The following is a 13738-nucleotide window of genomic DNA, read 5'->3' as shown; positions in this document are numbered from 1 at the left end:
TAAATCCTTTTAATCGAATAGCGATTCGATATCGTTAATCAGTTCGCTGGCGGCTATCTTATCGAGTGAAGAGAAGGGATATATCATTTTTCTTTGCCCTGCTTTATACAGACGAATATGGCTTATTCCCTGGGTCTTGCTGACCATATCCACCGATAAACCTACCGTAAATCCCGGAAACACTTCGAGTTCTACGTAGCCACCATCAACGGGTTTATAGAAGGTATAGACCCCGCCAGCATCGCGAACTTCACCCCGTTGCCAGCCTTTACTGACCAGCCCGGCCACTCGTCCGCTGAGGGCTTTACGTCCCGCCCAACGCTGGAGGTCGAAAGTTTCGGATTCTGCCTGGCTAAAACGGTAGGCGTTGCGATCGAGCTGGCGGAACGGTGGTAGCAGTTCATAGTCGGCAAACAGCTGGCCGAAAGCGGCGGCGTCTTCCGCGGAGATTTCCAGCACGTGCGGAAGGCCGATTTGCCCCTCAGGCAGGTTGATTGGGTTATCTTGCGCGTCACTGTAGCTGTTATCTTCGGCGATGCGGAAGCAGGCCAGCAGGACGTTTTCCTGGCTATAGACTCCCCAGACCAGGCGGCGGGTGAGATGGCGCACCAGCGGATGGTCGACGAGGAACAGGCGGAACTGTTCGGCGGTCCAGCGGCGGCGCAGGCACATCGCTGATTCAAGCCGCATGATCTGCTGGCTGGCTACCGTGCGGACGTCTTTTTTCAACTGCCTGTAACGACTGACGGCCTCCGCTGCCCGCGGTTCATTGTCGCTTTTGCCGGGCTTCGGCAAATCTTTCAGGCGGCGACCGCTTTCATCGCGCACAAAGGGTTTCAGGGCTTCATCGAAGCCGAGGGTAAAGCGGCGGGGGCCGAAGTCGAGGGGGAGGGTACCGCTGTCATCCAGACCTAAATCTGGGGCGAGACGGTCTTCCAGTTCGGCAATGGTGAGTTCGCGCTTGTCGGCAATCTGTTTGATTTTTTCCCGCGCGGCTTCCTGAAGTGCCTTAAATTTTATCTTCAGTGCAATGCCATTCAGCTGCATCAGGGCGATATCGCTGCCGATGGCGGCAAGAATGTCCAGCCCGACGGTGGCGCGTTTATGCTGAGATTCCCCCGGCCAGGCGCGGATGAGCGGCGTAAGGCGGCGTACGGTGTCATCGTTGCCGAAAATACCCAGCGCGGTAAAACCCCAGTTATCTTTGGCGGAACCGCTGACGATTTCCCAGCTCTGAAACAGATCCCAGGCAAAATCGGCCAACGACCGTGGCGTACAGGCTTCCTGCACCTGAACGATGCCGGGGTAGAGCGTCTCCTCGCGCGGGAAGGCAAGCATAGTGCAGAGATGGCGGATGGCATCATCGCTAAGCGCTTTTCCGTTGTGCAGTATCGGGCGATGCCAGACCTCTGGAGTACACCATTCGGGGAGTTTAGCGATTTTCAGCGGATAGTTATCGAGCGGGTCGGCGGCCAGCATTTCGCCCAGTGCTGTCATCACTTCCGGTTGGTTATAGCGTCGCGCGACCTGTTCCATCAGCGGCAGATGGCCGGAACTGACAAGAAAGCGCAGAGTCATCCGCGCATCTCCCTGCTCTTTACTCGATTTGCCCAGCGCCGCGGGTAGCAGGCCGGTAATAGCGTGCTCCGGGTAAGTGAGCAGCCAGCGTTCGGCGATATCGCGTAGGGATTTGAGCTGGCAGAAAGCGCGGGCCATCAGCGGAGCCGCTTCGCTAGCGGCGAACATTGCCGCCAGAGGAACGGCCTCTTTTGGGGCTATGCGAGCGTAACGCAGCAGGCCTGGCAGCGTCGGCAGACCAAAGCGGTGAACCACTTCATCAATCCCGGTAAGATGCAGGTGCGTCATCGCGTTCCAGATAGAGAGCGCTTTCTCTTCTGGTAGTCTGGCCAGGATTGACATATGTAGCGTAATGTAGCTTTCGTAATTGTACTTTTGCCGGGTGTTAAGTAACGATTCGTAATCCTCTTTTTCCAGCAGAGAGATGGCCGTTTTGCTGACGCCCCATTTGCAGTCAAATCTTTCCGGATCGGGGTTATCCCGGTCAAAATAGAAACTCTCGAAACCAAGATAGCGTAGGACTTCCGCCGTTGTAGGGACTTCCTCTTCCTGCAGCGGCTCAGGCTCAGGCCCCATTGATTCGAGCGGCAGCACTTGAAGCGTCAACGCCACAGCGGCAGTTTTTTTCTTTTTCGCCAGCCACGGTGGGGAGCGCAGAACCGGGGGCTGGTCGTCCGGGGAGGCGATTTCCTCCGTGGCGACCAGCTGCGGAAAGTGGTTGAACAGGAGCTGTTGTTGCTCCGCCGTCAGCCAGGGCCCCGCGCTTTCCAGCGCCTGCGGGTTGCCCAGAACGATCTGTTCCAGCAGGCGTAAATGTATCGCGTTTTTACCATTGACCAGCCCCTGAGTCAGCGCGTAAAGGGCGGCTTCCGGGTATTTCTTTGTAAAAGAGTCCAGATGGTCAGCGTCGCTGGCATTTTTATCCATCATAAGCAGCGTCATGACCTGAGGGTGATTAACTTCAACTAACGCGCGCTTAATCCGGTATTCATGTACCAGAGGCGTTAGTCGTGATAGCCCCGCAAGGCCCTGTTCCCGCAGCAACGTCTCAATGCAACGCTCGCTCGTACGGTAGTGGGTGAATAGATTCAGTTGCCGGAATCTTGCCAGTTGTTGCACCGCCTGCGGATCGGTGGCGACGATATTCAACCACTCCAGCTCGGGGAAGTCGTTATCAGGCGCCAGTTCGAGCGCCAGCCGATTGGCGATTTCGGGCTTTTCCGGCAGCAGAAAGGCGACAAGCGGGCGGCGACGTGGGGCAATCGATGGCAGGGCGGCGATCAGTTTATCGGCACAGCGCTGCCAGGTGGTCGCATCGGCCTGCGACAGGTGTTTACGCAAATGCAAGTCGATTTTGCTAAAACCATGCTCAAAACGCAGGTCGGTAATATTGTGACTCAGGGTAATAGCAACTAACGGCGACGTTTGCGCTGACTGGCCATTTCGCAGAATCATTAAGAGTCGCTCATAACCATCCTCAATCGCCTTGTTTGTGACGGGATCGCTGTTTGTTTGATCGGTCATCTGAACTTGCTGTAAGGCAATGACTAAGTCGACTGCGTATTCCACCCCCCGCTGTTGAACGATACCGTCCAGCCAGACATCAATACGGATAGGATAATGGAGGACAAATCTTGCGAGAGTCAGAATGGTATCGGAGAGTAGCGATCCTTCTGACTGCTGCTGTTTGATTCGTCGCATTGCTTCCTGTAGTGCCTGCTGCCATTCCCGACGGCAAGTGCTCGCATCGAAATGTTGCAGACAGGTGAGAAAGAAAGGGGTCCAGTGCTCACTTTCTTTAAGCATTTCCCACAGCGTGCAGTCTTCATTAACTGGCTTGAGCGGTTCATCAGTAAAACGGCGATTACTGTAGGCATTGGTCTCGTAATCTGGATCGAGAATAATCGGTTCGTCATCCTTTAGCCACGGCGGGCTGCCAGCGCTGGCAGCAGTTTGCTGCGGAGCCGGCATGCTGGCCTCCGCCGCGCTATTTTCGACGTAACCTTTTTTAGCCTTCTCATTAATCAGCTTCTGCCCGGCCTTACTGGCCGCTGCCGCGTCGGCAAAGGTTTTAATCTGCTTCTGGCCGCTGGTACCCACCTTCCCCCACCTCAGATGCAGTTCGTTATCCTGCTGCTCAACCGCCCAGAACTTATGTGATTTTTCATCCTGATAAATAAACTTTTTCATGACTAAGTCCTTTTAATCGAATAGCGATTCGATATCGTTGATAAATTCGCTGGCGGCGATAGCGTCAAGCGTTGCGAAAGCAAAGGTCGGTTTGCCGTAGTCAATATCGCCTTTGGTAACGATTTTCACTGTCTCGAACGGGATGAGTTCGTCGTAGGTGGTTTCTCCATACAGCAGCGAAAAAGGTTCCACTTCCAGCACAATATCGCCGCTGGCGGCGGGTTTGAACATGCCGCAGATGCTGCCGCCATCTTCTATTCGCTGCCAGCCTTTGCGCTCCAGTCCGACGATGCGCCCGGCCTGGCACTGGCGTCCGCGCCAGCGCGTTAATTCTGTGGCCCGGTTTTCGCTTTCAGTCAGGCGATAGTGGTTGCGATCGAGCTGGCGGAACGGCGGCAGTAGTTCATAGTCGGCATACAGCTGGCCGAAGGCGGCGGCGTCTTCCGCGGAGATTTCCAGCACGTGCGGAAGGCCGATTTGCCCTTCAGGCAGGCTGAACAGGTTATCTTCTGCATCGCTGTAGCTGTTATCTTCGGCGACGCGGAAGCAGGCCAGCAGGACGTTTTCCTGGCTATAGACTCCCCAGACCAGGCGGCGGGTGAGATGGCGCACCAGCGGATGGTCGACGAGGAACAGGCGGAACTGTTCGGCGGTCCAGCGGCGGCGCAGGCACATGGCGGTTTCCAGACGCTGAATTTGCTGGGATGCGATGGTACGGACATCTTTTTTCAACTGTCTGTAACGACTGACGGCCTCCGCAGCCCGCGGTTCATCGTCGCTTTTGCCGGGCTTCGGCAAATCTTTCAGGCGTCGGCCGCTTTCATCGCACACAAAGGGTTTCAGAGCTTCATCGAAGCTGACTGTAAAGCGGCGGGGGCCGAAGTCGAGAACCAGAGTGCCGTTGTCGTCCAGTCCGAGATCCGGGGCGAGGCGGTCTTCCAGCTCGGCAATGGTCAGTTCGCGCTTGTCGGCAATCTGTTTGATTTTTTCCCGCGCGGCTTCCTGAAGCGCCTTAAATTTTATTTTCTGCGCGATGCCGTTCAGCTGCATCAGGGCGATATCGCTGCCGATTTCAGCCAGAATGTCGAGCCCTGTAATGGCGCGTTTATGTCGGGATTCTCCAGGCCAGGCGCGGATGAATCGCGTTAAGTCCCGAGCGGTATTGTCATCGCCGAGAATACCCAGCGCGGTAAAGCCCCAGTTCTCTTTTGACGGGGCGCCAGCGGCTTCCCAGGCCTCGTACAGATCCCAGGCGAAGGCGGCCAGCGTTTCCGGGGTACAGGCCTCTTTTACCTGCATCAGGCCGCCATGGATAGCGACTTCACGCGGGAAGTTGAGCAGGGTGCCCAGATGGCACAGGGCATCGTCCCCCAGCGGTAGACCGTTGGTTTTGAGCTGCGGTCTGCGCCACAGCGTGGGCTGCCAGAATCCCGGTAGCGGAGCTGTAGTCGAGGGGTATTTAATCTGTGTAATATCATTCAGCAGCGCGGTTAATGCCGCCGAGACTGCGGGTTGATGATAGCGCTGCGCCACTTCTTCAATCAGCGCCCGCCTGCCGTTTTCTGCCAACAGGCGGAGCCCCAGCCGGGCGTCTTCGCGATCTTTTTTTGTTTTGCCCAACGCAACAGGAAGCAGCCCGGCGGCGGCATGTTCGGGGTATTTTAACAGCCAGTCGCGGCTTTCGGCGTGCTGCGTTTTTTTACGCAATAACCGCGCCATCGGCAGCGCCAGTTCGCTGGTGCCGCAGGAGGCAGTGAAGTGCCATAGTCGCCTGGGGTCTCGGTTCAGGCAGGTCAAAAAAGCCGGGACGGCGGCAGGGCCGAATATCGTCAGAATCTCAGATTCACCATAATAGTCCGTTTCGTTAATGATCTGATTCAGCAGCGAGATAGCTTGTTCACCGGGGAGATAACAAAGTTCTGCCAGGTTCCAGGAGGTACGCCTGTCCCCGCAATATTTTGCTCGCTCGGCTTTAAGCGTCGGAAAATCGTCACGCAGTAGCGCATCGACGGCGCTTTGTGGGATGGGCAATTTTTCATATTGCTCTTCTCCCGTTTTTCGCCAGTTCTCAAAGCCTAAACGCCACAGGATTTGCTGCTCTGGCGTTTGTGGCAGGAGCATGGGCTCCCAGCTTCTTTTTTCCAGCGGCGGTAAATCGATAAACATCGTTTGCCGTGTTGCCTGTCGTTGGGCTATCTGCCGATATTCACCGTTACTCTCGAGCATTTTTCGGGTAGGGGCGACAACCGCGGATACGGCAAGCGTGGGCAGATCAAACGCGGGGACGGCGGCTTTAGTTGTTTTCGCCAGCCACGGCGGCGTGACCAGCACCTGGGGCAGCGAGTCGGAACTGGCGCATGTCATCTGCGTCTCTTGCTGACGACAGCTGGCGAGTACTTCGACTGCCTGCTCGCTTATCCAGGGTAAGACCTGTTCTGCTCGTTCTGGCGCGGCGGCGATAAGCGTCGTTAGCGTCTGACGCCAGATGGGGTTTTCTTGTTCCTTCAGCAGTTCTGCATAAGCCGCGATAGCGGCGTGGGGATGCCTCTGGCTGGCTTTGCTGAGGTATTCCAGACGCTTGTTTTTGTCGCCAGCGCTTAAGATCAACAGCTTCAACGCATCGGGATGGTTAACTTTCCAAAGCCATTTACCGAGATAGTCGGCAACGTGGAGCTGCGGAAGTATCTCGCAGAGTTCCGCCGCATATTCTTCCTTCAGGACGTCGAGGGTGCGGCTCATTCCCTTTATGCCCCGGTCGGCCATTTGCGTTGCCGCGAAGCTGATATAGCCAAAGTTATTTGCCGGGAGGAACGGATAGTGGCGCAATGCCGCTATTGCATTGTCGTCCGTAACCACTGACTTTAATCTCCCCATGGCCGGGATATTTTGCCCGACGAAACGCAGCGCCATGTCGTTGGCGATATCCGTACGCTCCGGCAGTAGCAGTGCAATTAAAGGCTGCATAACGGGAGAGAGTGTTGGAATAGCGGCAATCAGTTTGTTTGCGCAGCGTTGCCACTCTTCTTCTGGCGCCGTGGAAAGATAGCCGCACAGGCGTGGGTGCCAGTTGGGGAGAGCGTTTTCCTCATCAAGAGGAATATCCCGCGTGAGGATATATTTGCATGCGGTATCGCTATATTTTTTCCACAGTTGCAGGGAGCAACAAACAATTTCCACCGTCGTTTCCAGGCCGTGGCGGGCAACGAAGCTATCCATTAAATCTGGCTCAAAGTGGCCTATATGCCAGAGTAACGCTGCTTCGGAAAGCAGGCTGCCTTCGCGTCGACTCGCCTTGAGACGCAGCGCAAGTTCAGCAAAAGCGAACTGCCAGTCTGGTGGGCAGGATGCGTATGCCGCTAAGGTGTTGTAAGCCTTTTTACTCGCGGCGATATCTTGCCAGAGCTGATCTTCAGAACGTGCATGGCCGGGGGGACGAGGCCGATCGCGGCGGCAACGGCTAAAGTGGTTAATCTGATCGGTAAGCGCAATGGACGCATCATCGGCAAGCCACGGGCGGTGATCCCCTACGGCAGCGTTTTGCATTCCATAGTTCTGATTTTGAGCGGTTGTCATAACATTCCCTGTATTTTTATCCAGTTCGGTGCTGATGCTAACAGCTATTGCCCTGGAACGCAGAGGGGAGGGGCGACAAGAATGCGATTTTCAGAATTTATAAAATGAAAAAGCGCTGCCGGAGCCGCGCGTTATGCCAGAGAAAACCTTTGATAGCCTACTGCAGGATAAGACGTGCGCGGACTCATCCGCTACTCAACCGCTTTGAATCCATCCTTGAGAATGAGGCGTTCAGATCGCGCCATCGAGAGATATTTTCCCGAACAATCAGTGATGTTTATTCCCGGCAGTTTACACAGCTCGCTGATTTTTGCTTTGCTGAAATCAATCGTCATATGTTCGCTGGCGCGATCGTCAAAATACTCAATAACATCGCTGACACCCTCAGTTTCCCGATAAGCCCCGGCAATTTGCTCGATGATCATTCTGGCATGTTCTTTATTTTTGGCGGCAAGAACATCATAGGGCAGGGTGTTTTCTGCCGTCTGGCGCAGGATGACATCGCCTTTATAGTAATAGGTGATTTTTACATCAACGCCGTTAAGATTGTTCGTGAAGGTCTGGTGTTGTTCTGGGGCATCACTTTCAGCAATCTTCTGCACAAACGTTTTATCTTCATTTTTATCGCAGCTTGCCAGACTGGCGCATAAAAAGAGGGCAACAAATAAGGGCTTCAATCTCGCGGTTGAGCGCATGGGAATTCCTTTTCCGCAAATCATTAGACTGTTGGATACTGTTGAACAGTGGGGCAGTATGAGGCGTGTCGGCAGCGATGAAAAGGCAGCAAGAGGATTTTCAGAATTTATAATAAAAAGCGCTGCCGGGGCAGCGCTTTATGCGGTATTACTTGACCTGCTGGCCTGGCTGGGCGCCGCTGTCCGGGCTTAACAGGAAGATATCTTTCCCGCCAGGGCCTGCGGCCATCACCATGCCTTCCGAGATGCCGAAGCGCATTTTACGCGGCGCCAGGTTGGCGACCATAACCGTCAGGCGGCCAATCAGCGCCTGCGGATCCGGGTAGGCGGAGCGGATGCCGGAGAAGACGTTGCGCTTCTCGCCGCCGAGATCCAGCGTCAGGCGCAGCAGCTTGTCGGAACCGTCCACGAACTCGGCGTTTTCAATCAGCGCGATGCGCATATCGACTTTGGCGAAATCGTCAAAGGTGATGGTGTCCTGAATCGGATCGTCCGCCAGCGGTCCGGTGACCGGCGCTGACAGCGCTTTCACTTCTTCTTTCGACGCTTCGACCAGCGCTTCCACCTGCTTCATTTCGATGCGGTTATACAGCGCTTTAAAGGCGTTAACCTTGTGACCGAGCAGCGGCTGCTGAATGGCCTCCCAGCTCAGTTCGCTGTTGAGGAACGCTTCGGCGCGGGCGGCCAGCTGCGGCAGAACCGGCTTGAGCCAGGTCATCAGCACGCGGAACATATTCAGGCCCATGGTGCAGATGGCCTGCAGATCGGCATCGCGGCCTTCCTGTTTGGCAACCACCCACGGCGCCTGCTCGTCAACGTAGCGGTTCGCCACGTCGGCCAGCGCCATGATTTCACGGATGGCTTTACCGAACTCGCGGCTATCCCACGCTTCGCCAATGCTTGCTGCGGCATCGGTGAAGGTTTTGTACAGCGCCGGATCGGCCAGCTCGGCGGACAGCATGCCGTCGAAACGCTTATTGATAAAACCGGCGTTGCGCGAGGCGAGGTTCACCACTTTGTTGACGATATCGGCATTAACGCGCTGCACGAAATCTTCCAGGTTCAGATCGATATCATCGATACGCGAAGAGAGCTTGGCGGTGTAGTAGTAGCGCAGGCTGTCGGCGTCAAAGTGGTTCAGCCAGGTGCTGGCCTTAATAAAGGTTCCGCGCGACTTGGACATCTTCGCGCCGTTGACCGTCACGTAGCCGTGAACGAACAGATTGGTTGGTTTGCGGAAGTTGCTGCCCTCCAGCATGGCCGGCCAGAACAGGCTGTGGAAGTAAACGATGTCTTTACCGATAAAATGATACAGCTCGGCGGTGGAGTCTTTCTTCCAGTACTCATCGAAGCTGGCGGCGTCGCCGCGCTTGTCGCACAGGTTCTTAAAGGAACCCATGTAGCCGATCGGCGCGTCCAGCCAGACGTAGAAATATTTACCCGGCGCGTTCGGGATTTCAAAGCCGAAGTACGGCGCATCGCGGGAAATATCCCACTGCTGCAGGCCGGACTCAAACCACTCCTGCATTTTATTCGCTACCTGCTCCTGCAGCGCGCCGCTGCGGGTCCACGCCTGCAGCATTTCGCTGAACGACGGCAGGTCGAAGAAGAAGTGTTCGGACTCGCGCATCACCGGCGTCGCGCCGGAGACGACCGATTTCGGTTCGATAAGCTCGGTTGGGCTGTAGGTCGCGCCGCATACTTCGCAGTTATCGCCGTACTGATCCGGTGATTTACACTTCGGACAGGTGCCTTTCACAAAACGGTCCGGCAGGAACATGCCTTTTTCCGGATCGTAGAGCTGGGAGATGGTGCGGTTTTTGATAAAACCGTTCTCTTTCAGACGCGTATAGATAAGCTCCGACAGCTCGCGGTTTTCGTCGCTGTGCGTGGAGTGATAGTTGTCGTAGCTGATGTCGAAGCCAGCAAAATCGGTCTGATGCTCCTGACTCATTTCGCCAATCATCTGTTCCGGGGTGATACCGAGCTGCTGCGCTTTCAGCATGATCGGGGTTCCGTGGGCGTCGTCGGCGCAGATGAAGTTGACTTCGTGGCCGCGCATTCGCTGGTAACGGACCCAGACATCAGCCTGGATGTGCTCCAGCATGTGGCCGAGGTGGATTGAGCCGTTTGCGTACGGCAGTGCGCACGTTACCAGTATTTTCTTCGCGACTTGAGTCATAGTGGGCATTACATCTTCTATTGTAAAAAGGGGGTTTGATGTTACCGCAAAGGCAATAATTTGGTAAGCCCAAAGCTTATGGTGGGGGAATTATTCCCTTTAAGGTAAACTTAACGCACAAGATTCAACTCACAATAACAAAGGAGTCGGGATGAGTTCGCAATCCCAGGCCAAATCCCCCGAACGTCTACGCGCGATGGTCGCCGGGACCCTGGCTAATTTCCAGCACCCAACCCTGAAACATAACCTCACTACGCTGAAGGCGCTGCATCACGTCGCCTGGCTGGACGAAACCGTGCATATTGAAATTCAGATGCCGTTCGTCTGGAACAGCGCCTTTGAAGCTCTGAAGGAGCAGTGCAGCGCCGAGCTGCTGCGCATTACCGGTGCCAAAGCTATTGACTGGAAGCTGACGCACAGCATCGCCACGCTTCAGCGGGTAAAAAATCAGCCCGGTATCAACGGCGTGAAAAATATTATCGCTATCAGCTCCGGTAAGGGCGGCGTGGGTAAATCATCGACCGCGGTCAACCTGGCGCTGGCGCTGGCGGCGGAAGGGGCGAAAGTCGGCATTCTGGATGCCGATATTTACGGCCCGTCGATTCCGACCATGCTCGGCGCGGAAGATCAGCGTCCGACCTCGCCAGATGGGACCCATATGGCGCCGATTATGAAGTTCGGTCTTGCCACCAACTCCATCGGTTATCTGGTGACCGACGATAACGCTATGGTGTGGCGCGGGCCGATGGCCAGCAAGGCGCTGATGCAGATGCTGCAGGAAACCCTGTGGCCGGATCTCGATTATCTGGTGCTGGATATGCCGCCGGGTACCGGTGATATTCAACTGACGCTGGCGCAAAATATTCCGGTTACCGGCGCGGTAGTGGTGACCACGCCGCAGGATATCGCTCTAATCGACGCCAAAAAAGGCATCGTGATGTTTGAAAAAGTCGAGGTACCGGTGCTGGGTATCGTGGAAAACATGAGCATGCATATTTGCAGCAACTGTGGGCACCACGAGCCTATCTTCGGTACCGGCGGCGCGCAAAAGCTGGCGGAGAAATACCACACCCAGCTGCTGGGCCAGCTGCCGCTGCACATCACTCTGCGCGAAGACCTCGACAAAGGGACCCCGACGGTAGTGGCGCGTCCGGAAAGCGAGTTTACCGAGACCTATCGTCAGCTGGCAGACCGCGTCGCGGCGCAGCTGTACTGGCAGGGGGAAGTTATCCCCGGTGAGATCGCCTTCCGCGCGGTATAGTCCACTCACTATCCTGAACCGTGCGGCGCAAAGCGCCGTGCGGTTTTTTTACCTCCGCCGAACGCCGTTTTCTTTCGCTAAAATAATCACTGCGCGAATGATAGTGGTGTTAAATATTACTTATTTTTATTCACATTTGCTGATGTTGAGATTAATCAACAAAACATACTCTTAACATTGTTTTCCCTCCGCGCTTGTGCGAGCTTAATTAGCATAGCAGTGACCTATTTTAATTCGCCGAAAGGAATTTTATTTGGCTTTATTATTTGGCGGAATGTGGTAGTCATCAGTCATACGTCAATAAAAACGATGGAAGGAAAATATCGCCGTACTACATTTCCGGAGTGCATGATGAATAATATTGCTCTAATCGTTAAGTTGCGGGAACTTCTGGTCATCTTTATGCATTCGCGCACGCTGCCGGAGAAAGCCGCTGACGCGCTGCGTTATTGTCAGGAAAATATCCCGCTGGCTGACCTTCCGATTGGCGCTTATGGTGAATATTGTGAAATTTATGAACAGATAGTTTTTTTATCGGATGATAAAAGTCGCACTGCGCCGGATGATTTACTGCGCAGCGGCGGGGATCTGATACTCAGTATTTTAATGCTCTACGAACAGGTCGCTGCCTATATTGCCGTCGAGGAGTTTATGCACAAACAAAACCGCTTTAACGAATAGCGCTTTAGCAACGATAAAAGATATGCCAGCGGCAGAATTTGTCCGCTGGCGTTTCGTTTTTAGCGATGATAGAAAATTTCGCCATCGTAGATTTTGAGGATTTTCCCCTCGGTTTCGGTAATCAGGACGTAGCTCCCGCCCATGTAGGTCCAGCGCGTGCCGGCATCCGGCGCCGGCAGATTGCGCTGCTGCCACTGTTTGATATTGTATTCTGGCGTCAGGTACAGCGGCGGAACGGTATCGCCGATGTGGAATTGTTTAAAGTCTGCGGTCACCCCGTCCAGCTCATATTTCTGAATGCCGTCGCCGGTCGCCGCCCACGCTCCGCTGGTGCATGCCAACAGTACGCCCAGAAGCATCATTTTTGTTTTACGCATAGTTTCCTCATTATTATCCTGGACACTCAATCGCAGCCTCGTATGATTCCTGATACCTCAAGGAAATGGCAAGCGTTGGTTTCGTTAAAAGTGTAAGCAAACGGTGAGGCAACGATGTTTTTCGCCTGGTTGCGCCTGTTTTGAGAATAATCCGGGTTCGGGAGTGTCTATGTTAAGGCTGGAAGATCTGGCTCTGTTTGTCCGCGCTGCGGCGCTAAGCAGCTTCAGCGATGCGGCGCGAGAGGCCGGGCTGCAGCCGGCGCAGGTTAGTGCGGCGATCAAGCGTCTGGAAACGACGTTGAATATTCGTCTTTTTGCCCGTTCAACGCGGAGCCTGCGCCTGACGCCGGAAGGTGAGGCCTGGCTGCCCTACGCCACGCAGATGCTCGATACGCTGCACGCCGGGCTGCAAAAAATCCGCACGCCGGATGACGAAGTTCGCGGTACGTTACAAATTGCCGTGCCGTCCGATCTCGGGCGCAACCTGCTTCTGCGTGTTTTTCGCGGCTTTCGCCAGCGTCATCCTGCGCTGCGTCTGCGGATCCTGTTTTCCGATCATCGGACCGACGTGTTTAAAGATCCGGTGGACGTGGCCTTTCGCTACGGCGATAACGACGATGCTTCGTTTATCTCCCTGCCCGTCGCGCCCGATAACCGACGAGTGCTGGTGGCTTCGCCCGGCTGGATAGCTGAAAACGGCGAGCCGCAAACGCTGGAAGAGCTGGCGCGACATAATGCGCTCACCTACGTGCTGCGCGGCAGGGCGTTTGACCGCTGGCCGTTGAGCCGGGAAGGGAAAGTACACCACGTGCAGGTTTCCGGCACTATCGTGAGCGATGATGCGGAGGTGATTCGCCGCCTGGCGATTGCCGGTGAGGGGATTGCGTACAAATCTGAACTCGACGTCGGCGACGATATTCGTGCAGGGCGACTCCAGGTGCTGCTGCCGCACTACCAGGGCGACGTGGTGCCGCTGAATATGATTTGCCCGCATCGCAAACAGCTTTCGCCTGCGGTACGGTTGCTGTATGAGGCGGTGAAAGAGGCGTGCGAAGCGGTTAATTCCAGCGCGCTCTCTGCGGGCCGGTAGCCCGGACAGGCGTGCCAGCGCCGCCTCCGGGAACGGTGTCGGGGTGAAGCATCGGCGTGGCTTTTCCCCGGTGGCGCTGCGCTGACCGGGCTACGAGTTCACAGCAATCTG

At 55.4% G+C, this 13738-nt stretch carries 7 protein-coding genes and 1 pseudogene; 3 read left to right on the top strand and 5 right to left on the bottom strand.

What is annotated here, in order from left to right; translation table 11 throughout:
• Positions 1–9: 9 nt before the first annotated feature.
• The 4 genes and pseudogenes from K2184_RS20535 to metG form a co-directional block, all read right to left on the bottom strand.
• Positions 10–3768, bottom strand: a complete 3759-nt coding sequence (locus K2184_RS20535) for a DUF4132 domain-containing protein (protein WP_163525694.1) — start codon at positions 3766–3768, stop codon at positions 10–12.
• A 12-nt stretch (positions 3769–3780) separates the two neighbouring features.
• Positions 3781–5583: pseudogene (locus K2184_RS20530) on the bottom strand (DUF4132 domain-containing protein); the annotation flags it as partial.
• 1949 nt (positions 5584–7532) lie between these two features.
• Positions 7533–8036, bottom strand: a complete 504-nt coding sequence (locus K2184_RS20525; RefSeq protein ID WP_023321318.1) for a YehR family lipoprotein — start codon at positions 8034–8036, stop codon at positions 7533–7535.
• A 148-nt stretch (positions 8037–8184) separates the two neighbouring features.
• Positions 8185–10218: a methionine--tRNA ligase gene (gene metG / locus K2184_RS20520; RefSeq protein ID WP_016809243.1), complete on the bottom strand. Its 2034-nt coding sequence runs from the start codon at positions 10216–10218 to the stop codon at positions 8185–8187.
• A gap of 151 nt (positions 10219–10369) precedes the next feature.
• Here metG and apbC point away from each other — a divergent pair, with 151 nt between their 5' ends.
• Positions 10370–11479, top strand: coding sequence for an iron-sulfur cluster carrier protein ApbC (apbC, locus tag K2184_RS20515; RefSeq protein ID WP_004103811.1), 1110 nt, complete (start codon positions 10370–10372; stop codon positions 11477–11479).
• A gap of 351 nt (positions 11480–11830) precedes the next feature.
• Positions 11831–12160, top strand: a complete 330-nt coding sequence (locus tag K2184_RS20510; RefSeq protein ID WP_004114049.1) for a hypothetical protein — start codon at positions 11831–11833, stop codon at positions 12158–12160.
• Between the two features lie 59 nt (positions 12161–12219).
• Here the strand turns inward: K2184_RS20510 and K2184_RS20505 are convergent, their stop codons facing one another.
• Positions 12220–12537 (bottom strand): RcnB family protein, encoded by a 318-nt coding sequence (locus K2184_RS20505; RefSeq protein ID WP_004103807.1) that lies wholly within the window; start codon positions 12535–12537, stop codon positions 12220–12222.
• Between the two features lie 169 nt (positions 12538–12706).
• Here K2184_RS20505 and K2184_RS20500 point away from each other — a divergent pair, with 169 nt between their 5' ends.
• Positions 12707–13627 (top strand): LysR family transcriptional regulator, encoded by a 921-nt coding sequence (locus K2184_RS20500; RefSeq protein ID WP_004103805.1) that lies wholly within the window; start codon positions 12707–12709, stop codon positions 13625–13627.
• Positions 13628–13738: the final 111 nt, after the last annotated feature.

It is taken from the genome of Klebsiella sp. K5-306 (assembly GCF_051835185.1).
Classification (GTDB): domain Bacteria; phylum Pseudomonadota; class Gammaproteobacteria; order Enterobacterales; family Enterobacteriaceae; genus Klebsiella; species Klebsiella oxytoca.
Note: the sequence above shows the minus strand (reverse complement) of the source record. Positions and strands in the feature narration are given on the sequence as shown.

Bases quoted from the DNA above. Each gene is read 5' to 3' on its own strand.
- apbC (WP_004103811.1), top strand. From the start codon at position 10,370: ATGAGTTCGCAATCCCAGGCCAAATCCCCCGAACGTCTACGCGCGATG.
- K2184_RS20535 (WP_163525694.1), bottom strand. From the start codon at position 3,768: ATGAAAAAGTTTATTTATCAGGATGAAAAATCACATAAGTTCTGGGCG.
- K2184_RS20500 (WP_004103805.1), top strand. From the start codon at position 12,707: ATGTTAAGGCTGGAAGATCTGGCTCTGTTTGTCCGCGCTGCGGCGCTA.
- K2184_RS20525 (WP_023321318.1), bottom strand. From the start codon at position 8,036: ATGCGCTCAACCGCGAGATTGAAGCCCTTATTTGTTGCCCTCTTTTTA.
- K2184_RS20505 (WP_004103807.1), bottom strand. From the start codon at position 12,537: ATGCGTAAAACAAAAATGATGCTTCTGGGCGTACTGTTGGCATGCACC.
- metG (WP_016809243.1), bottom strand. From the start codon at position 10,218: ATGACTCAAGTCGCGAAGAAAATACTGGTAACGTGCGCACTGCCGTAC.
- K2184_RS20510 (WP_004114049.1), top strand. From the start codon at position 11,831: ATGAATAATATTGCTCTAATCGTTAAGTTGCGGGAACTTCTGGTCATC.